We start from the raw sequence: 19,198 nt of genomic DNA, 5'->3' as shown, positions 1-19,198 counted from the left end.
TCGTCATCTCCTTAAGGCCCGGGTTCCCGGAGCGTGGTCGCTCCGGAGGCCCTGGCGATACGTGTGGGAGACGACATGACTGCAACTGGCCACAGGGCGGAGATCATCCGCTCCCTCTTCGCCGCCTATCTCGCCAATGACCGCGCGAGCGTCGAGGCGGCGTTCGCGGAGGATTTCCGCTTCTCGACGCCCTATGGCGAGAACATCGACAAGCCGACCTATTTCGCGGAGTGCTGGCGCGACTCCGGCTGGATCGGCCGCCACGAGATCGAGCGCATCATGGTCGACGGCCTCGAGGCCTTCGTCACCTATCGCTGCGTCGCGCGCGACGGCAAGAGCTTTCGCAACACCGAGTTCTTCGTGTTCGACGGCGACAAGGTGTCGCGCATCGACGTTTATTTCGGCCCGTCGCACCAGGACGGCGAGCTCGTCAGGCAGGAGCGCTGAGGGCTGTGGCGCGCGATCCAATGACCTCCGAAATAATTTCGCCTGGCCTGTCGGCGTGGCAAGCCCCGCGTCGTCCTTGAGACGAGCACCGGAGATACCGGCAAGGCAGCTGAGCAAGACAACGGAGCAGGACGATGAAGTTCATGGTGATCGTGAAGGCGAGCAGGGATACCGAGGCCGGCGTGACGCCGAGCACCGAACTGCTCGCCGCGATGGGCAAGTTCAACGAGGAGATGGTCAAGGCCGGCGTGATGCAGGCCGGCGAGGGCCTGCACCCGACCAGCAAGGGCGCCCGGGTCAAATATGCCGGCGGGCAGAGCACCGTGTCGCGCGGCCCGTTCAGCCTGACCGGCGATCTCGTCTGCGGCTTCTGGCTGATCGAGACCAAGTCGCTCGATGAAGCGATCGACTGGATGAAGCGCGCGCCGTTCGACGGCGGCTCCGAGATCGAGATCCGCCAGGTGTTTGCCGCGGAGGATTTCGGCGAGGCGCTGACGCCCGAGCTGCGCGAGCGGGGAGAGCGCCTGCGCGCGCAGGTGGGCAGGAAATGACACCCGACGTCATTCCGCGATATCGCGCCGGCGATGCGCCCGGAATACATGATCACCGTCGCAAGTCATGGATTCCGGGCCGGCGCCGTGTGGGGCTTCCCGGCATGACGAGGGTGAGGATTGCGAGTGATTCAACAAGCAAGGAAATCCGACCAATGCGTTTCATGATGCTGATGATCCCGCTCGGCTACGAGTCCGCGCCGGCCAAGCTCGAGCTCGACCCCGAACGGGTCGCCGCGATGATGCGGTACAATCAAGCGCTGAAGGACGCCGGCGTGCTGATCACGCTGGAAGGCCTGCATCCGCCGGCAACCGGCGCGCGCGTCAAGTTCGACACCGGCGTGCCGGTCGTGATCGACGGCCCGTTCACCGAGGCCAAGGAAGTGATCGGCGGCTTCTGGATGATCGAGGTCGCCTCGCGCGCCGAGGCAATCGAATGGGCCAGGAAGTGCCCGGCCACCGCGAACGAGATGATCGAGATCCGCCAGGTGCAGGAGATGGCCGATTTTTCCGAAGAGGTGCAGCAGGCGGCCGCCACCTTCGAGCATCCGCAGGGCGGCTGGGGCAAGGCGCTGCGCTGACACCGCATGATCCGGCCTTGCAACACGTAGCGATGCCGCCGCACGGCGTCATCGTGCCAGCAAACGATCGTCAAACCAGCAACGACCACAATGGAGATGCAAGATGAGCACCAATGCCTTCCTCGCCGTCTATCTCGGTGGCGGCAGCACTGGCTCGCGCATGGCCGCCTGGAACGCGCTGCCCGAGGCCGAACGGCGCGCCAAGGAGCAGCAGGGCATGGCGGCCTGGGGCGCCTGGGTCGAGAAGCACCATGACGTGATCGTCGAGATGGGCGGACCGCTCGGCAAGACCAAGAAGGTCGGGCAGGGCGGCGTCACCGACATCGCCAATCTGATGACCGGTTTCACCGTGGTGCGCGCGCCCTCGCATGAAGCGGCGGCCAAGCTGTTCGAGAACCATCCGCATTTTTCGATCTTCCCGGGCGAAGCCGTGGAGATCATGCCGGTGCTGCCGATCCCGGGGCGATAGGCAATCGTGGGCTCCCTGAACCTCTCCCGCTTGCGGGGGAGGTCGCTGCGCTCGAAGAGCGCGGCGGGTGGGGCTCTTTCCATGGTGCGACTCGCGGAGAGAGCCCCCAGCCCAACCTCGACAGCGAGCTTCGCTCGTCTCGGACCCCCGCAAGCGGCAGAGGGAGCGCACCGACCTTGCGGCCGCTTTCGGTCCGTTAATCTTGATTGACGCGCCGCCGCCCCGCTAGTGACCTTTACCGTCGGCTCATGTAAAAGCCGTTCACATGAGCTGGCGCAAGGACCAAGGCCGCGCCGAGCGCGGCTATCATCACGGCAATCTCAAAGAGGCGTTGCTGCAGGCCGCCCTCGACCTGATCTCGAAGAAGGGGCCGGCCGGCTTCACCTTCGCCGATGCCGCGCGGATGGCCGGCGTCAGCCCCGCCGCGCCGTACCGCCACTTCCGCGACCGTGACGAGCTGATCGCCAGCATTGCGCAGCGCGGCTTCGAGCAGTTCGAATCGCTGCTGACGCAAGCCTGGGACGACGGCCGTCCCGATACCGTCACGGCGTTCGAGCGGGTCGGCAAGGCCTATCTCGCCTTCGCCCGCGAGGAGCCCGCGTTCTATTCGGCGATGTTCGAATCCGGCCTGCCGGTCGATTCCAATCCGACCCTGATGGCCGCGAGCGAGCGCGCCTTTGCGATCATCCGCGCCGCTGCCGAGCGGCTCGCGGCACTGGCGCCGCCCGGCATGCCGCGTCCGCCGGCGATGATGATGGCGCTGCACATCTGGGCGATGTCGCACGGCGTCGCCTCGCTGTTCGGCCGCGGCGATGCCGCGCGGCGCAAGCTGCCGATGTCGCCGGAGGATCTGCTCGAGGCCGAAGTGTTGATCTATCTGCGCGGCCTTGGCTTCCCGACCGATCGCAGGTCTGGAACCGCGGCAGCCGACGAAAAGCCAGCCGGTGACAGAGCTGGTCCTTGGGGCAAGCCGAAATAAGGTTCAACGGCAGAGCCAAAAATAATCCGAAGGGTGCGTCATCCGCGCTGCTTGACTTTCCCAAGGGATCGGCTACCTATGTAAATGTTATTTACATTCACAACGGCGTGATGCCGTGATGGAGAAGGAAATGGCCTACACCGCTGATGTCAATCGCTGGCGCGGCCCCGTCGAAGAGCCCTACCGTCCCTACTTCTACGCGACGCCGTGGCATCCCCTGAAGATCGCCGGGATCATCCTCGGCTTCATGATCTGGTGGCCGATCGGCCTCGCCCTTCTCTTTTTCACACTCGGGAGCAGAAAGATGGCCTGTTGGAGTCACAACGACATGGATCGCTGGCAGAACAAGATGGAGCGGATGCAGGACAAGATGGAGCGGATGAAGAGCCGCATGGAGCGCCGCGGCTTCCCGTTCGGCGGCTTCGGTCCGCCCTCCAGCGGCAACCGGGCCTTCGACGAATACCGCCAGGATACGCTGCGCCGTCTCGAGGAGGAGCAGGTCGAGTTCAAGAACTTCCTCGATCGCCTGCGTCACGCCAAGGACAAGGAAGAGTTCGACGCCTTCATGGCGCAGCACAAGACCCGTCCGACCCCGCCGACCGACCAGCCGCCGCAGGGCTGACGAGGCGAGGCAACAGCTAGCCTTCAGGCGATGTGCCCCCATAGAACCTGATGGCCCTGAGCCGCCCGTTTGCGATGAGCAAGCGGGCGGTTTGCATTTTGGGATGGCCACGCCCACTCTATCGTTTGAGATCCGGACGATGAGGTGAAGACCATGGCGGGATCAACGACTGTGACAGCTGGCGATCTCTGGCTTGCGATCCGGCGCGAAGCGGCAGCCGCGATCGCGGCTGATCCCTTCCTCGAGGCGTCGGCCGCCTTCATCCTCGATCAGGGCGACCTCGGCGGCGCGCTCGCCTTCCTGATCGGCCGGCATATCAGCCGCGCGGAAGAGGATCGTGCGCAGTTCATGCGCGCGGCCCGCGAAGCCTATGCGGCCGAGCCGGTGCTGGTCGATGCCGCGGCCACTGATCTCATAGCCATCGTGCGCCGCGATCCGGCGATCACGGGCTTCCTGCCGCCGCTGCTCAACTTCAAGGGCTTCGTCGCGCTGGAAGCCTGGCGGGTGTCGAACTGGCTGTGGCGCGAGGACCGCCCCGACCTTGCGCTCATGATGCAAAGCGCGACGGCGGACCAGTTGCAGATCAGCATTCACCCGTCGGCCCGGATCGGAACCGCTGTTTTCCTCGATCACGGCACCGGCATCATCATCGGCGCGCTCGCCTCGGTCGGCGACGAGGTCACGATTCTGCAGAACGTCACCATCGCGCGGCATCAGGATGATCCGCGCCGCGCGCCGACAATCGGCCACGGCGTGCTGCTCAGCGCCGGAGCAACGGTGATCGGACATCTCTCGATCGGCGATTTCGCCAGGATCGGCGCCGGCGCGCTTGTCACGACGGATGTGCCCGCCGGCTGCACCGCCGTCGGCGTGCCGGCTCGGCTGACGAATTGCGGGGAGGCGGGGGCGCTTTTGTGAAGTGAGCACTCTCTCAGGCTCCATCTCCCCCTTGCGGGAGAGGAGCCCTACTGGCGTGCTCACTTCACTGCATGATGCGAAGCGACCGCACCCTCACACATTCGATCCATGGATCGCGTCGATCACCGCGTCGGTGACTTCCTTGGTCGTCGCTTTGCCGCCGACGTCGGGCGTCAGCACGCCGGCCGCACACACCTTCTCGACCGCGGCCATCAGGCGCGCCGCGGCGTCCTTCTCGCCGAGATGCTCCAGCATCTGCGCACCGGTCCAGAAGGTTGCGACCGGGTTGGCGATGCCCTTGCCGGTGATGTCGAAGGCCGAGCCGTGGATCGGCTCGAACATCGAGGGGTAGCGGCGCTGCGGGTCGATGTTGCCGGTCGGCGCGACGCCGAGGCTGCCGGCCAGCGCGCCGGCGAGGTCGGATAGAATATCGGCGTGCAGATTGGTCGCGACGATGGTGTCGAGGCTCTTCGGATTGAGCGTCATCCGCACCGTCATGGCGTCGACCAGCATCTTGTCCCAGGTGACGTCGGGGAAGTCCTTCGCCACCTCGGCGGCGATCTCGTCCCACATCACCATGCCGTGGCGCTGTGCGTTCGACTTGGTCACCACGGTGAGCAATTTGCGCGGCCGCGACTGCGCGAGCTGGAACGCATAGCGCATGATCCGTGTCACCCCGACGCGGGTGAAGACGGCGACTTCAGTGCCGACCTCTTCCGGCAGGCCCCTGTGTGCGCGGCCGCCCATGCCGGCATATTCGCCTTCGGAATTCTCGCGCACGATGACCCAGTCGAGATCGCCGACGCCGACATTGCGCAGCGGCGAGGCGACGCCGGGCAGGATCTTTGTCGGCCGCACATTGGCGTACTGGTCAAAGCCCTGGCAGATCGGCAGCCGAAGGCCCCACAGCGTGATGTGGTCGGGCACATCGGGCGCGCCGACCGCGCCGAAATAGATCGCGTCGAAGTTCTTCAGCTCCGCGAGCCCGTCGGCCGGCATCATCACGCCGTGCTTCTTGTAATAGTTCGAGCCCCAGTCGAAGGTTTTGACATTGAAGCTGATGTCGCCGCTGCGTTTTGCGAGTGCCTCCAGCACACGGACGCCCGCGGAGATCACTTCGGGGCCGATGCCGTCGGCGGGAATGGCAGCGATGGAATGGGTACGCATGGGTTGTCTCCGGATCAGTTAGTGAGTTCGCACGGGATTGGGTTGCGGTTCGGTTTGCGCGGGCGCGCTCTGCGCGCGCGACAGCAGCAGCGTGAGCACGGCCGAGAGCACCAGGAGGCCGGCGACGAAATAAAGACCGCCGTCGAAACTGCCGGTGCGTTCCCTGATCCAGCCGATCATGGCAGGCCCGACAAAGCCGCCGAGATTGCCGATCGAGTTGATGGTGGCGATCCCGGCCGCCGCGGCCGAGCCGGACAGGAACATGGTCGGCATGCTCCATAGCGGCGGCTTCGACGAGGAGATGCCGATATTGACCAGCGTCAGTGCCGCGATCACGGCGGCAAGGCCGGTCCACAGCCCGGCAAGCGCAAGTCCCGCCGCGGCCATCAGGCAGGCCAGCACCACGTGCCAGGTGCGCTCGCCGGTGCGGTCGGAATGCCGCGCCCACAGCACCATCGCGATCACGGCGATGGTCGCCGGTACCGCGTTGAGGAAGCCAACCTGGATCGACGACAGGCCGAACTGCTTGATGATCTGCGGCGCCCACACCCCAAGTGTGTAGAGCCCGGCCGAGGTGCCGAAATAGACCAGCGCCAGCGCCAGCACCCGCGGGTCGGCGAGGCCGCGCCAGATGCTGTGGCTGGCGGTCGTGGCCTTGCCGTCGGTCTCGGCCTTCATGGTCTTGACCAGCCAGGCGCGCTCATCGTCGGCCAGCCATCGGGCCTGCTCCGGACGGTCGGTCAGGAAGCCCAGCACGACGAAGCCGAGCAGCACGGCGGGCACCGCCTCCAGCACGAACAGCCATTGCCAGCCCTTGAAGCCGAGCATTCCGTCCATCTCCAGCAGCGCGCCCGACACCGGCGAGCCGAGCACGGTCGACAGCGGCGCCGCCGCCATGAACAGCGCGGTGACGGCGGCGCGCTGCCGCGCCGGGAACCAGTAGGAGAGATAGAGGATGATGCCGGGGAAGAAGCCGGCCTCCGCAGCGCCGAGCAGGAAGCGCAGCACGTAAAAGCTGGTCGCGCCCTGCACCAGCGCCATCGCCGCCGAGACCAGGCCCCAGGTGATCATCACCCGCGCGATCCAGATCCGCGCGCCGATCTTGTGCAGGATGATGTTGGAGGGCACTTCGAACAGGAAGTAGCCCCAGAAGAAGATACCGGCGCCGAAGCCATAGACGGTCGGCGACAGGCCGATGTCCTTGTTCATGGTCAGCGACGCGAAGCCGATATTGACGCGGTCGATGAAGGCCACGAAGTAAAGCAGCATGATGAACGGCACGATGCGCAGTGAGATCTTGCGCAATACGCGCGTGCCAAGCTCGCTTTCCATGGGCTTCTTCCCCGGGTTCGTCTTGTTTGTTGGGACGGCGCCTGTCGCGCGCCGTCGGAAAGCCTAGAAGCTCGCGCCCTTTCGCTTCAACCCGCGCCGGTTTATACAAAAAAATGATATAATCGGATCCGGCCTTCACTTGGCGTCATGCCCGGCCTTGTGCCGGGCATCCACGTCTTGGCGGCAAAGAAAAGACGTGGTGGCCGGGACGAGCCCGGCCATGACGAATGCGGGGCATAAGGAAGCGACGTCTTGGAACTGCACCAGCTTCGCTGCTTCGTCGCGGCTGCCGAGGAACTGCATTTCGGCCGCGCGGCGCAGCGCCTGCAGATGATGCCGTCGGCGCTGGGCCGCCACATCAAGCTGCTGGAAGAGGATCTCGGGGTGCGGCTGTTCGCGCGCACCACGCGCGCGGTGTCGTTGACCGAGGACGGCGCTGTGCTGCTGCGCGAGGGCCGCGCGCTGCTCGGTCGCGCCGAGTCGATCGAGAACGGCTTTCGCCGCCGCCTGCGCAAGCCACAGGCGCGGCGGTTCCGGATCGGCGCGATCGACAGCGCAGCGGCCGGTCTGCTGCCGCCGCTGCTGCGCGACCTCCGCGCCGCCCATCCCGACGTCGCGGTGCAGCTGCTCGAGGAGAAGACCATCCGGCTGCTGCCGAAGCTATTGTCGGGCGCGCTCGACCTTGCGTTCGTGCGCCCGCCGGAGCGGCCTGACCGCCGCATCGAGTTTGTCCCGCTATTGCAGGAGACCGCCGTGGTGGCGCTGTCGCACAAGCACGGGCTGGCGCGGCGCAAGCAGATCGTGCTGCCCGACATCGCGGATCAGCCCCTGATCGTGCCGGAGCGCCGCTCGCGGCCGCACAGCCACGATCTGACGACAAAACTGTTCGACGAGGCCGGGCTGACGCCGCGTATCCAGGAGATCGCTGACGAGAAGCAGACCATCGTCAACATGGTCGCGGCAAGGCTCGGCGTTGCCATCGTGCCGCGCTGGACCGCGCGGATGGCGATCCCCGGCGTCCGCTTTGTGCCGCTCCGCCTGAAGCGCGGCAGCAGCGCCGGCCGCCTGCCGCTCGCCGCCGCCTGGCTGAAAGGCTCCCGCGATCCGGTCCGCGACCAGGTGATCGCGGTGCTCCAGGCACGGTTGAAGAGTTACGCGCGCGAGGCGTGAGGGCGCTTTGTTGCGTGATGCCTCGACGGCAGATGAATGATTTTTGCCGGTTGACCTAGGTCAATATGACCTGCGCCGCCAGGACGAGCCTGTCAGGCATGGCGAAGCGTCAGGACTGGGTCATGATCGCAGGGTGCGTCGCTACCGCTTTGGCGGTGGTGGCGCTCGTCGCCCTTTTCTCTGCCTGAGCTGTGTCGTCCCGTAGTGTTACGGGGGTGTCCAGCCAGGTACCTGAGATAACTGGCTAATTCCAAAAGCTCGAATCGCTGGCACAAACTGCACTGGCTTGATGAGTTCCTCCCGGCATAGCCTCCCCTTCCAACGTAGGGCGGCGTTATGGGCAACCTACTTTACAGCGTGTTTGTCGTGCTGATGGGGCTAAGCCCGGTCATCCTCATGGCGATTGCCATGTTCCTAAATTGAGGGCCGAAGCGGCGTCTTTCGGCGTGCCAACCACCAATCCATTCCGCTGGCGTGCTTAGTTAATAAATCCGCGATGCCTTAACCTGGTGAAAGGTTGACGTCAGCGCCGGCGTGTACGTTTGTATCCATGAATTGGGACCTGCTGTATTTCCGCCTCTCGCTCGTCTGGATGGCGATTACCGCTGCCATGCTGGTCTATGTGCTGGTCGCATAAGGGCTGCCTCTCCGTCGCCGAAGGCCTTCCGCCGGTATTTTCCTCACGCGCCGATCGGTGATTTGCCCGGTCGGGCAACTCAGCAAAACGCGTCAAGTCCCCGCACGGGGCCCGATCGGCACCCGGTTTTCCCTGCGCCCTCTGTTCAAGAGAGGGCGGATTGAAAAGCAAGGCTCGGGCAAACCGTGTCGCGAGAACGCAGAAGTTTGTCTTGCACGCGCCACCACACACTCAGTGTCGTCCCGGCGAAGGCCGGACGACACTGAATCTGAGACGCGCAGGTGTACCTTCGCTCCGGCGCAGGTAGCCAACGGTTCCCGTCGAGGCGGGTTTTCCGGGCCAAGCTGCCGACCGGGGCGTCACTCGGCCGCTGCAGCTCAAATCCTCCGATTTTGCGGATCGGCCATGAGTTCCTCGTTTGTAGACTCGCGTTATGTTATAATATAACAGTCATTCCATGGCGCATACCCACGACCACCACCATCACGGCCACGCCCCCCACGGGCACGGCCACGGCCCGCACGCGCATCCGGCGCAGGCCGCGCACTGGTCGATCCTGCGCATGCCCGTGCCGGCCCGTCTGCTCGCGGCGCTCGCGGTCAGCGCCGGCCTGTGGGCGGTCGTCTGGCTGGCGATGAGGTGAGACCGGTGGCTGCCCTTGTTACCTTCCGCGACGTGACGCTCGGCTATGACCGCCACCCGGCGGTGCATCATCTCAATGGCGCCGTCGAGGCGGGTGCGCTGCTCGCCGTGATCGGCCCGAACGGCGCCGGCAAGTCGACCCTGCTGCGCGGCATCGCCGGCGTGCTCAAGCCGCTGTCCGGTGTGATCGATCTCGACGGGCTGGATCATCGCGACATCGCCTATCTGCCGCAGTCTGCCGACATCGACCGCAGCTTCCCGATCTCGGTGTTCGACTTCGTCGGCACCGGGCTGTGGCGCTCGACCGGCTTCTTCGGCGGCATCGGCGGGGCCGCGCGCAAGAAGATTTTGGCGGCGCTCGCTGCGGTCGGCCTCAACGGTTTCGAGAACCGCCCGATCGGCACGCTGTCCGGCGGCCAGACCCAGCGCATGCTGTTCGCGCGCGTGCTGTTGCAGGACGCCCGCCTGATCGTGCTCGACGAACCGTTCAACGCCATCGACGCCAAGACATCAGCCGATTTGCTGGCGCTGGTGAAGCGCTGGAACGGCGAGGGGCGCACCGTGCTGGCGGCGCTGCACGACCTCGACATGGTGCGCAACAATTTCCCGGAGACGCTGCTGCTGGCACGCGGCCCGGTGAAATGGGGACCGACCGCCGAGGCGCTGACGGCCGACAATCTGATGGTCGCGATGCGGATGTGCGAGGCGTTCGACGACAGCGCCGCGGCCTGCGCCTCCGATCCACGCTCGCGGGCCGCCTGACGCCGATGCTATCCGACGCGCTGGTCACGCCCTTCACCGAATTCGAGTTCATGCGCCGCGCGCTGGCGGCCGTGATCGCACTGTCGCTCGGCGGTGCGCCGATCGGCGTGTTCCTGATGCTGCGGCGGATGAGCCTGGTCGGCGACGCCATGGCGCATGCGATCCTGCCGGGAGCGGCGATCGGCTTCCTGCTGTCCGGGCTCAACCTGTTCGCGATGACGACCGGCGGCCTGATCGCCGGCTTTGCCGTGGCGCTGCTCGCCGGCCTCGTCGCCCGCACCACCGAGCTGAAGGAGGACGCCTCGCTCGCGACCTTCTATCTCGTCTCGCTCGCGCTCGGCGTCACGATTGTTTCGATCAAGGGCACCAATATCGACCTGCTGCATGTGCTGTTCGGCAACATCCTGGCGATGGACGACCAGACGCTGCTGGTGATCGCGTTCAACGCCACCCTCACGCTCCTGGTGCTCGCGGTGATCTATCGCCCGCTGGTGATCGAATGCGTCGATCCGGTCTTTCTGCGCACCGTGAGCCGGGCCGGCGCGCCGGCGCATCTCGCCTTCCTCGCGCTCGTCGTGGTCAACCTCGTCAACGGCTTCCATGCGCTCGGCACGCTGCTCGGCGTCGGGCTGATGATCCTGCCCGCGGGCATCGCGCGGTTCTGGTCGCGCGACATCACCACCATGATCTGCATCGCGGTGGCGAGCGCGATGCTGTCGGGCTATGCCGGGCTGGTGCTGTCGTACCAGACCCGGATTCCCTCCGGTCCCGCGATCATCCTGGTCGCGGCGGGGCTCTATATTGTGTCGCTGCTGTTCGGCAATGTCAGCGGCCTGGTGCGGCAGCTGTTTCCCGGCCGCCATCTCGAGGCGTGAGTACGATGCGGCGATTGTTCGGCTTGATTGGTCTGGCGCTGCTGCTGGCGAGCGGACCGGCGCGCGCCGCGGAGCGCATCAACGTCGTCGCGAGCTTCTCGATCCTCGCCGACATGGTGCGCAACGTCGGCGGTAATAATGTCGACGTGACGGCGCTGGTCGGGCCCGACGGCGATGCCCATGTCTACGCGCCGACGCCGGCTGATGCCAGGAAGGTCGCCGACGCCAAGCTCGTGGTCATCAACGGCCTCGGCTTCGAAGGCTGGATGCCGCGGCTGCTGCAGGCCTCGGGCAGCAAGGCGTTGGTCGCGGTGGCGACCAAGGGGATCATGCCACGGAAAATGGGCGGCCATGACGATCCGCATGCCTGGCAATCCGTGGCCAATGCGAAGATCTATGTCGTCAACATTCGCGACGGTTTGATCGCCGCGGCCCCCGACCAGGCAGCCATCTTCAAGGCCAATGCCGACGCCTATCTTGCCAAGCTCGAGGCGCTCGACCGCGAGGTGCACGAGGCGGTGGCGAAAGTGCCGGAGGCGCGGCGCAAGGTGATCTCGACCCATGGCGCCTTCGGCTATTTCGCCGATGCCTACGGGGTCACGTTCTTCTCGCCGCTCAGCGTGTCCACCGATTCCGAGCCAAGCGCGCGCGATATCGCCGCAATCATCGCCCAGATCAAGCTTGCGAAAATTCCGGCAGTTTTTCTCGAAAATATCAGCGATCCCCGCCTGATCGAGCGGATCGCGGCCGAGACCGGCGCCCGGGTCGGCGGCACCCTGTATTCGGACGGTTTGACGGCCGAAAAGGGCGATGCACCCACTTACATTGATATGGTCAGGCACAATATAAAGGCCCTGACCAGCGCGCTCGCCGAGTAGGGCAGGGGCCTCCCTGCCGGGCTGAGTGCCGTGATCCAAGTTCCTTCGGAGTTGTTATGGCTGAAGCTTCGCAAAAAATTCCTGTGACCGTGCTGACAGGCTATCTCGGCGCCGGCAAGACCACGCTGTTGAACCGCATCCTGTCGGAAAACCACGGCAAGAAATACGCCGTCATCGTCAACGAATTCGGCGAGATCGGCATCGATAACGACCTCATCATCGGCGCCGATGAGGAAGTGTTCGAGATGAACAATGGCTGCGTCTGCTGCACCGTGCGCGGCGACCTCGTCCGCATCATGGACGGCCTGATGAAGCGCAAGGGCAAGTTCGACGCCATCATCGTCGAGACCACCGGCCTTGCCGATCCGGCGCCGGTCGCGCAGACCTTCTTCGTCGACGAGGACGTGCAGAAGAACGCCCGGCTCGACGCGGTCGTGACCGTCGCCGACGCCAAATGGCTGAGCGACCGCCTCAAGGACGCGCCGGAAGCCAAGAACCAGATCGCGTTCGCCGACGTCATCGTGCTGAACAAGACCGACCTGGTCTCCAAGCCCGAGCTCGCCGAGGTCGAAGCCCGCATCCGCGGCATCAATCCCTATGCCAAGCTGCACCGCACCGAGCGTTGCCAGGTCGGGTTGACCGATGTGCTGGAGCGCGGCGCGTTCGATCTCGACCGCATCCTGGAGATCGAGCCCGATTTCCTCGAGGCCGGCGACGATCACGACCATGATCACGATCATCATCACCACCATGATCACGACAATGGCCATGGCGGGTTGAAGCATTATCACGACGAGGACATGCAGTCGCTGTCGCTGCGTTCGGAGAAGCCGCTCGACCCGACCAAGTTCATGCCCTGGCTGCAGCAGCTCGTCGCCACCGAGGGCCAGAAGATCCTGCGCTCGAAGGGCATCCTCGCCTTCACCGGCGATGACGACCGCTATGTGTTCCAGGGCGTCCACATGATGCTGGAGGGCGACCATCAGCGGAAATGGAAGGACGGCGAGAAGCGCGAGAGCCGCGTCGTGTTCATCGGTCGCGAACTGCCCGAGCAGGCGATCCGCGACGGCTTCGAGCAGTGCATCACCACGTGATGAAAGAGTTCGATCCGGGCGAGGCCCCTTCTTCCATCGTTTCGATCACCGACCGCGTCAAGCCGCTGCCGCTCGGCGTGGCGGTGGGGTCCGTGCATTTCCTCGGCGACCGCGCGTTCTTCGTCGGCGCCGAGGAGGGTGTTGCGATCGCGACCGCCGACGGCGAGATCACACGGACGGAGACGCATTTCGGCGCCATCCTGTGCGCCGCCTCCGACGGCAAGCGGCTCGTCACCGGCGGTGACGACGGCAAGCTGATCGCGATCGATGCCAAGGGCGAGACCTCTGTCATTGCGACCGACGCCAAGCGGCGTTGGATCGACAATGTCGCGCTGCACAGCGACGGCACCGTGGCATGGTCGGCGGGCAAGACCGCCTTTGTGCGCAATCCCAAGGGCGAAGAGAAAACCTTCGAGGTGCCGTCGACCGTCGGCGGACTTGCCTTTGCGCCGAAGGGCCTGCGGCTTGCGATCGCGCATTACAATGGCGTGACCTTGTGGTTTCCCAACATGGCGGCCAATCCGGAGTTTCTGGAATGGGCCGGCTCGCATCTCGCCGTCATGTTCAGCCCGGACAACAAATTCCTCGTCACCGCGATGCACGAGCCGGCGATGCATGGCTGGCGGCTCGCCGACAACAGGCACATGCGGATGAGCGGCTATCCCGGCCGCGTCCGCTCGATGTCATGGAGCGTCGGCGGCAAGGGGCTCGCAACCTCGGGCGCCGATACCGTGATCGTCTGGCCGTTCACCAGCAAGGACGGCCCGATGGGCAAGGAGCCGGCGATGCTGGCGCCGATGCCGGCGCGGGTCGCGGTGGTCGCCTGCCATCCGAAGAACGACATCATGGCGGTCGGCTATGCCGACGGCACCGTGCTGATGGTCCGCCTCGAGGACGGCGCCGAGATCCTGGTGCGCCGGAACGCCGGCACGGCGGTGTCGGCGCTCGGATGGAATGCCAAGGGCACGCTGCTCGCCTTCGGCACGGAAGATGGTGACGCGGGCATCGCGGAAATGTAAGAGATCGCGGCAGACGAAGCGTTTTCGAGCGAAGTGGGTACCGGTTCGCGTGAAGAAGACGCGTCAAAAGACGAAGCTCGCGCCGGGGCCGCAGCGTCATGCGATTTCTCACCACGTTCCAGCTCGCCGACTTCATCGACACGCTGGTCAGCCTGACCACGGCCTTTGTGCTCGGCACCCTGATCGGCGCCGAGCGGCAGTACCGGCAGCGCACCGCGGGGCTGCGCACCAATGTACTGGTCGCGGTCGGCGCTGCCGCCTTCGTCGACCTCGCGATGCATCTGGCCGGCGCCGACGGCGCGGTGCGGGTGATCGCCTATGTGGTGTCGGGGATCGGCTTCCTCGGCGCCGGCGTCATCATGAAGCAGGGCATGGACGTGCGCGGCCTCAACACCGCGGCCACGCTGTGGGCCTCGGCCGCGGTCGGCTCCTGCGCCGGTGCTGACCTCGTGGCGCAGGCGGCGGCGCTGACCGTGTTCGTGATCGCCGGCAACACGCTGCTGCGTCCGCTGGTCAACGCCATCAACCGCATCCCGCTGAACGAGAAGGCCTCGGAGGCGACCTACTATTTCAAGCTCGCGGTGACTCCCGAGGCATTGCCCGACATGCGCGACCGCCTGGTCGAGAAGCTGGAAGCAGCCAACTATCCGGTCGCCGATGTCGACGTGGTCGAGGCCGGCGACGACTTTCTCGAGATCGTGGCGACACTGGTCTCGACCGCGGTCGAGCCCAACGAATTGAACGCGGTGGTGGTCGACCTGCAGCATCAACCCGGCGTGCGGCACGCGACCTGGGAGGTCAGCACCACGGATTGAGCCGAGGTTCCCGCAGGCGCCGCTTCGGAACCATGCCGTGGCAGGATCGTTGACCTCGCGGACAAGGCGCAGGTGAACGAGATGGCTGCGGATCGGACCAGGTTGCGAATCGACATGCTGATCGCCTCGACGTTGGTGGCGGCGGGCGTTGCGATCGCGGTGCTTTCGCTGCACGCGATCAATGCCGCCCCGCCGCAGGAGATCGCGCAGGCGACCCAGCCGCTGCAACCGACGCCGACGCCCGAGCCGCAGAAAACCGCGCCGCCGGCCGAATCGAAGCCGGGCGGCGACCGGCCGACCACGCCGGCGCCGCAGCCCGCGCGTCCCGACGATGAAGCACAGAAGTCCGGCGCCAAGCCGGTACTGCCGCCCGCGCCCGCGGAGAAGACCGCGCCGCCGATCGAGAAAAAGTAAGCGCGCCGCAGGCTCGCATTGTGACGCGGATTTGACGGACGCTGCCGATTATACGGTCTCGCCTCCGCCGCCGGCGCCCTCCATAATCTGTCGTCTCGCCAACGACAGATGGGCCTGCCATGAAGATCGAGGACGTCCGGCGCACCGCCTATTCGATGCCGCTCACCAACCCGTCGTTTCCGCCGGGGCCCTACCGGTTCTTCGACCGCGAATATTTCATCATCACCTACAAGACCGACCCGGAAGCGCTCGCCGCCGTGGTGCCGGAGCCGCTTGAGGTCGCCGAGCCGGTGGTGAAGTACGAGTTCATCCGCATGCCGGACTCGACCGGCTTCGGCGACTACACCGAGACCGGGCAGGTGATCCCGGTTCGCTTCAGGGGCGAGGAGGGGGCCTACACCCAGGCGATGTATCTCGACGACGAGGGTCCGATCGCCGGCGGCCGCGAGCTGTGGGGATTTCCGAAGAAGCTGGCAAAGCCCAGGATCGAGGTCGAGAGCGACGTGCTGGTCGGCTCGCTGCATTACGGCTCGGTGCTCTGCGCCTCCGCCACCATGGGCTACAAGCACCGCAAGGTCGACCTCGACACCGTGCTGAAATCGATGACGGCGCCGAACTTCATTCTGAAAATCATCCCGCATGTCGACGGCAGCCCGCGGATCTGCGAGCTGGTGCGGTTTCATCTGGAAGACATCACGCTGAAGGAGGCCTGGACCGGTCCCGCGGCGCTCGGGCTGTTTCCGCACGCGCTGTGCGACGTCGCCCGCCTGCCGGTGCGCGAGGTGGTCTCGGCGCTGCATTTCAAGGCGGACCTGACGCTCGGCCTCGGCTCGGTCGCGTTCGACTACATGGCGAGATGACGAAGTCATTCCGGAGATCGTGGTGGCGATGAACGACGGTGCGCACTCGCGCACCGGAGAATCTCCCGCAACCATCTCGAGATCCCGGGTCTGCGCGCCGAAGCGCGCATCCCGGAATGACCTTTCGGGTCAGCGCACCAGAATATTCTTGAACTGCCAGGGATCGCTGGTGTCGATATCTTCCGGAAACAGTCCCGGACGATCCGTCAGCGGGGTCCAGTCGGTGTAGAAGCCCTTCACCGGGCCGAGATACGGCAGCTGGATTTCCAAGAGACGATCGAAGTCCATCTCGTCGGCCTCGACGATGCCTTCGTTCGGGTTTTCCAGCGCCCACACCATGCCGCCGAGCACGGCGGACGTCACCTGCAGGCCGGTGGCGTTCTGATAGGGCGCGAGCTTGCGGGTCTCCTCGATGGAGAGCTGCGAGCCGTACCAGTAGGCATTGTTGTCATGGCCGAACAGCAGCACGCCGAGCTCGTCGATGCCGTCGACGATCTCGTTCTCGTCGAGGATGTGGTGCTTTTCCTGCATCTTCGCTGCGCGGCCGAACATTTCGTGCAGCGACAGCACGGCGTCGTCGGCCGGGTGATAGGCATAGTGGCAGGTCGGCCGATAGATCGCCGTGCCCGATGCGTCACGCACCGTGAAGTAATCGGCGATCGAGATCGACTCGTTGTGGGTGACGAGGAAGCCATACTGCGCGCCGCGGGTCGGGCACCAGGTGCGCACGCGCGTGTTGGCGCCGGGCTGCATCAGATAGATGGCTGCGCCGCAACCGGCTTCGTGGGTGTGCGCATTCTCGGGCATCCATTTCTCATGGGTGCCCCAACCGAGTTCGGACGGCTGCACGCCTTCCGACAGGAAACCTTCCACCGACCAGGTGTTGACGAAGACGTCAGGCTCTTTCGGCGACTTCGAGCGCTGGGTGTCGCGTTCGGCGATGTGGATGCCCTTCACGCCGGCCTGCCGCATTAAGTCCGCCCATTCGGCCTTGGTCTTCGGCTTCGGGGCATTGAGCTTCAGATCGGCGGCGACGTTGAGCAGCGCCTGCTTGACGAAGAACGAGACCATGCCGGGATTGGCGCCACAGCAGGAGACGGCCGTCGTCGAGCCCGCGGGACGAGCCTTCTTGGCCGCCAGTGTCACTTCGCGAAGGGCGTAGTTGGAGCGCGCTTCCGGGCCCTTCGACGAATCGAAATAAAAGCCGAGCCATGGCTCGTTGACGGTGTCGATATAGAGAGCGCCGAGTTCGTTGCAGAGCTCCATGATGTCGGTCGAGCCGGTATCGACCGACAGATTGACGCAAAAGCCCTGGCCGCCGCCTTCAGTGAGCAGCGGGCTCAGCAGGTCGCGATAATTGTCCCTGGTCACGGCCTTCTGGATGAATTTGACGTTGTGCTTCTCGCAATGCGCCTTGCGGCCCTCGTCCTTGGGGTCGATCACGGTGACGCGTGACTTGTCGTAATCGAGATGCCGCTCGATCAAAGGCAGCGTGCCTTTGCCGATCGAGCCGAAGCCGATCATGACAATGGGACCTGTGATCTTCGCGTAGATCTGCGAGGCGGGGCTCATCATTTTCTCCAGGAGAGTGCCTAGCGGCGGATAGAGTGGATCAGGGGTTGCGACGCTTCGCGGTGACTTCGATCTCGACCTTCATCTCGGGCTTGTAGAGCCCTGCGACGATCAGCATCGTTGCGGCCGGGCGGATGTCGCCGAGGACCTCGCCGCAGACCGCGAAATGGGCATCCACGTCACGGGCATCGGTGAGGTAGTAGGTCGCGCGGACGATGTCGGCCATCGCAAAGCCTCCCTCCTTGAGGGCGGCCTCGATGGTCTTGAAGCAGTTCCGTGACTGGCTCGTGACATCTGACGGCATGGTCATCGTGGCGTAGTCATAGCCGGTGGTTCCCGCGACGAAGGCGAAGTCGCCGTCGATCACGGCGCGGCTGTAGCCGGCGATCTTCTCAAAGGGCGAGCCGGTGGAAATCAGGCGGCGGGACATCTGGGCCTCGACTGAAAATGGCTTTGCGCGGGGTTTACGGGCATTTTTGCCGCCCGCGCAACCCCTTGGTTCAGGCCTGGCGCGGCCGGCGTTAGTGGGACTGGAGCGTGGCGTCGGGCGGCGATGGCGGCGTGCCGGTCCAGCGCCGGACCAGGATATCCCTGACGATCATCACCGAGATCAGGATCAGCATGACCGTGGTGACGAGGCCGCGCCAACGCGGGCGCGCGCCATCGGTGATGGGAATGTGCTCCGACATGACGGCCCGCCTTACGCCGCGTGCGGCACGGCGAGCGGTGCCTTCCGGGTCCGGGATCGCGTCCGCGATGCCTTGGCCTCGGGCAGCGGCGCGCCGGTCGGCGTGATCATGCCCCAAGCGCCGTCCAGCGCGCCCGCGACAAGCTCGAGGCCGAGCAGCCGCTCGCGCTCGAACGTGCCCGGCAGCGACAGTTCGCCGGTCTTGGCGGCGGTGAAGCCGAAGCGGGCGTAGTAGGGCGCATCGCCAAGCAGGATCAGGGCGCCGTGGCCGCGCGCCTTGGCGACCGCCAGCGCACGCTGCATCAGCGCGGCGCCGACGCCGAGGCCGCGGCAGTCGTCGTCGACTGCCAGCGGCCCCAGCATCAGCGCGCTGCGGCCCCCCGCGCTGACGTGCCACAACCGCACGGTTCCAACCAGCCGGCCGTCCTGGCGCACGGCCGCAAGGCTCAGGCCTTCGGCGGGCGCGCGTCCGTCGCGCAGGCGCTGGCAGGTGCGCGTATGGCGATTCGGGCCAAAGCAGGCATCCAGCAGCGCTTCGCGTGCGACGACGTCCGAGCCACGCTCCGCACGGATCGCGAACGGGGCGGCATCTCGGATGAGGGCAACGGGGGTGTTCCGTCTTGCAGTCATGGCACGTCAGTCCCCGCTTGCAACGGCGTGTCGTACGCCGCGGCAAGCGTCGTTCAGGAAAATCAAAAATGATCGG

Annotated in this window: 23 protein-coding genes; 17 read left to right on the top strand and 6 right to left on the bottom strand. The window is 65.6% G+C overall.

Translation table 11 applies throughout. The features are described 5' to 3' along the window. Window positions 1–75 precede the first annotated feature (75 nt). The 7 genes from JEY66_RS38050 to JEY66_RS38020 all read left to right on the top strand — a co-directional run bounded on the left by JEY66_RS38050 (window position 76) and on the right by JEY66_RS38020 (window position 4,567). Window positions 76–447 (top strand): nuclear transport factor 2 family protein, encoded by a 372-nt coding sequence (locus JEY66_RS38050; protein ID WP_016842529.1) that lies wholly within the window; start codon window positions 76–78, stop codon window positions 445–447. Between the two features lie 134 nt (window positions 448–581). Further along, window positions 582–998: a YciI family protein gene (locus JEY66_RS38045; RefSeq protein WP_016842528.1), complete on the top strand. Its 417-nt coding sequence runs from the start codon at window positions 582–584 to the stop codon at window positions 996–998. A gap of 155 nt (window positions 999–1,153) precedes the next feature. Continuing rightward, window positions 1,154–1,579: a YciI family protein gene (locus JEY66_RS38040; RefSeq protein WP_016842527.1), complete on the top strand. Its 426-nt coding sequence runs from the start codon at window positions 1,154–1,156 to the stop codon at window positions 1,577–1,579. A gap of 103 nt (window positions 1,580–1,682) precedes the next feature. Then, the gene (locus JEY66_RS38035) at window positions 1,683–2,048 is read left to right on the top strand and encodes a YciI family protein (RefSeq protein ID WP_016842526.1); all 366 of its coding nucleotides are present in this window, start codon (window positions 1,683–1,685) and stop codon (window positions 2,046–2,048) included. A 265-nt stretch (window positions 2,049–2,313) separates the two neighbouring features. Continuing rightward, the gene (locus JEY66_RS38030) at window positions 2,314–3,027 is read left to right on the top strand and encodes a TetR/AcrR family transcriptional regulator (RefSeq protein ID WP_018269694.1); all 714 of its coding nucleotides are present in this window, start codon (window positions 2,314–2,316) and stop codon (window positions 3,025–3,027) included. Window positions 3,028–3,157: 130 nt separating this feature from the next. Next, on the top strand, window positions 3,158–3,649 hold the full coding sequence (locus tag JEY66_RS38025) for a DUF2852 domain-containing protein (RefSeq protein ID WP_026192213.1): 492 nt from the start codon (window positions 3,158–3,160) through the stop codon (window positions 3,647–3,649). A gap of 153 nt (window positions 3,650–3,802) precedes the next feature. Continuing rightward, window positions 3,803–4,567, top strand: coding sequence for a serine acetyltransferase domain-containing protein (locus JEY66_RS38020; RefSeq protein ID WP_026192214.1), 765 nt, complete (start codon window positions 3,803–3,805; stop codon window positions 4,565–4,567). A 93-nt stretch (window positions 4,568–4,660) separates the two neighbouring features. Here the strand turns inward: JEY66_RS38020 and JEY66_RS38015 are convergent, their stop codons facing one another. Continuing rightward, window positions 4,661–5,734: a tartrate dehydrogenase gene (locus JEY66_RS38015; protein WP_016842583.1), complete on the bottom strand. Its 1,074-nt coding sequence runs from the start codon at window positions 5,732–5,734 to the stop codon at window positions 4,661–4,663. Between the two features lie 18 nt (window positions 5,735–5,752). Next, complete coding sequence (locus JEY66_RS38010; RefSeq protein WP_018269696.1) at window positions 5,753–7,066, bottom strand: MFS transporter; 1,314 nt, start codon at window positions 7,064–7,066, stop codon at window positions 5,753–5,755. Window positions 7,067–7,318: 252 nt separating this feature from the next. On the opposite strand from JEY66_RS38010, the gene JEY66_RS38005 reads away from it, so the two are divergent. The 10 genes from JEY66_RS38005 (at window position 7,319) to JEY66_RS37960 (ending at window position 16,232) form a co-directional block, all read left to right on the top strand. Continuing rightward, complete coding sequence (locus JEY66_RS38005) at window positions 7,319–8,236, top strand: LysR family transcriptional regulator (RefSeq protein WP_018269697.1); 918 nt, start codon at window positions 7,319–7,321, stop codon at window positions 8,234–8,236. Window positions 8,237–9,330: 1,094 nt separating this feature from the next. Beyond that, entirely contained in the window at window positions 9,331–9,516 is a 186-nt protein-coding gene (locus JEY66_RS38000) for a hypothetical protein (RefSeq protein ID WP_016842587.1), read from the top strand. Between the two features lie 5 nt (window positions 9,517–9,521). Further along, window positions 9,522–10,277 (top strand): metal ABC transporter ATP-binding protein, encoded by a 756-nt coding sequence (locus JEY66_RS37995; RefSeq protein WP_018269698.1) that lies wholly within the window; start codon window positions 9,522–9,524, stop codon window positions 10,275–10,277. Between the two features lie 5 nt (window positions 10,278–10,282). Beyond that, window positions 10,283–11,152 (top strand): metal ABC transporter permease, encoded by an 870-nt coding sequence (locus JEY66_RS37990; protein WP_016842589.1) that lies wholly within the window; start codon window positions 10,283–10,285, stop codon window positions 11,150–11,152. Between the two features lie 5 nt (window positions 11,153–11,157). Then, complete coding sequence (locus JEY66_RS37985) at window positions 11,158–12,030, top strand: metal ABC transporter substrate-binding protein (protein WP_016842590.1); 873 nt, start codon at window positions 11,158–11,160, stop codon at window positions 12,028–12,030. Between the two features lie 56 nt (window positions 12,031–12,086). Beyond that, a complete protein-coding gene (locus JEY66_RS37980; RefSeq protein ID WP_026192215.1) occupies window positions 12,087–13,124 on the top strand; it encodes a CobW family GTP-binding protein in 1,038 nt (345 codons plus the stop codon). Further along, the gene (locus JEY66_RS37975) at window positions 13,124–14,143 is read left to right on the top strand and encodes a WD40 repeat domain-containing protein (protein WP_018269699.1); all 1,020 of its coding nucleotides are present in this window, start codon (window positions 13,124–13,126) and stop codon (window positions 14,141–14,143) included. The genes JEY66_RS37980 and JEY66_RS37975 overlap by 1 nt, the downstream gene beginning before the upstream one ends. 98 nt (window positions 14,144–14,241) lie before the next feature. Then, entirely contained in the window at window positions 14,242–14,958 is a 717-nt protein-coding gene (locus JEY66_RS37970) for an MgtC/SapB family protein (RefSeq protein WP_018269700.1), read from the top strand. Between the two features lie 81 nt (window positions 14,959–15,039). Then, window positions 15,040–15,372, top strand: coding sequence for a hypothetical protein (locus tag JEY66_RS37965; protein WP_018269701.1), 333 nt, complete (start codon window positions 15,040–15,042; stop codon window positions 15,370–15,372). A gap of 119 nt (window positions 15,373–15,491) precedes the next feature. After that, window positions 15,492–16,232 carry an acetoacetate decarboxylase gene (locus JEY66_RS37960; protein ID WP_016842596.1) on the top strand — a complete coding sequence of 247 codons (741 nt, stop codon included), beginning with the start codon at window positions 15,492–15,494 and terminating at the stop codon, window positions 16,230–16,232. A gap of 129 nt (window positions 16,233–16,361) precedes the next feature. Here the strand turns inward: JEY66_RS37960 and JEY66_RS37955 are convergent, their stop codons facing one another. The 4 genes from JEY66_RS37955 to JEY66_RS37940 form a co-directional block, all read right to left on the bottom strand. Continuing rightward, on the bottom strand, window positions 16,362–17,804 hold the full coding sequence (locus JEY66_RS37955; protein ID WP_026192216.1) for a homospermidine synthase: 1,443 nt from the start codon (window positions 17,802–17,804) through the stop codon (window positions 16,362–16,364). 40 nt (window positions 17,805–17,844) lie between these two features. Further along, window positions 17,845–18,234 (bottom strand): RidA family protein, encoded by a 390-nt coding sequence (locus tag JEY66_RS37950; protein WP_016842598.1) that lies wholly within the window; start codon window positions 18,232–18,234, stop codon window positions 17,845–17,847. Window positions 18,235–18,325: 91 nt separating this feature from the next. Next, entirely contained in the window at window positions 18,326–18,493 is a 168-nt protein-coding gene (locus tag JEY66_RS37945; protein WP_016842599.1) for a hypothetical protein, read from the bottom strand. 11 nt (window positions 18,494–18,504) lie between these two features. Continuing rightward, window positions 18,505–19,122, bottom strand: coding sequence for a GNAT family N-acetyltransferase (locus tag JEY66_RS37940; protein WP_018269702.1), 618 nt, complete (start codon window positions 19,120–19,122; stop codon window positions 18,505–18,507). Window positions 19,123–19,198 lie beyond the last annotated feature (76 nt).

The organism is Bradyrhizobium elkanii USDA 76, assembly GCF_023278185.1.
Classification (GTDB): Bacteria; Pseudomonadota; Alphaproteobacteria; order Rhizobiales; family Xanthobacteraceae; genus Bradyrhizobium; species Bradyrhizobium elkanii.
This window is presented reverse-complemented; position numbering and strand designations above follow the sequence as displayed.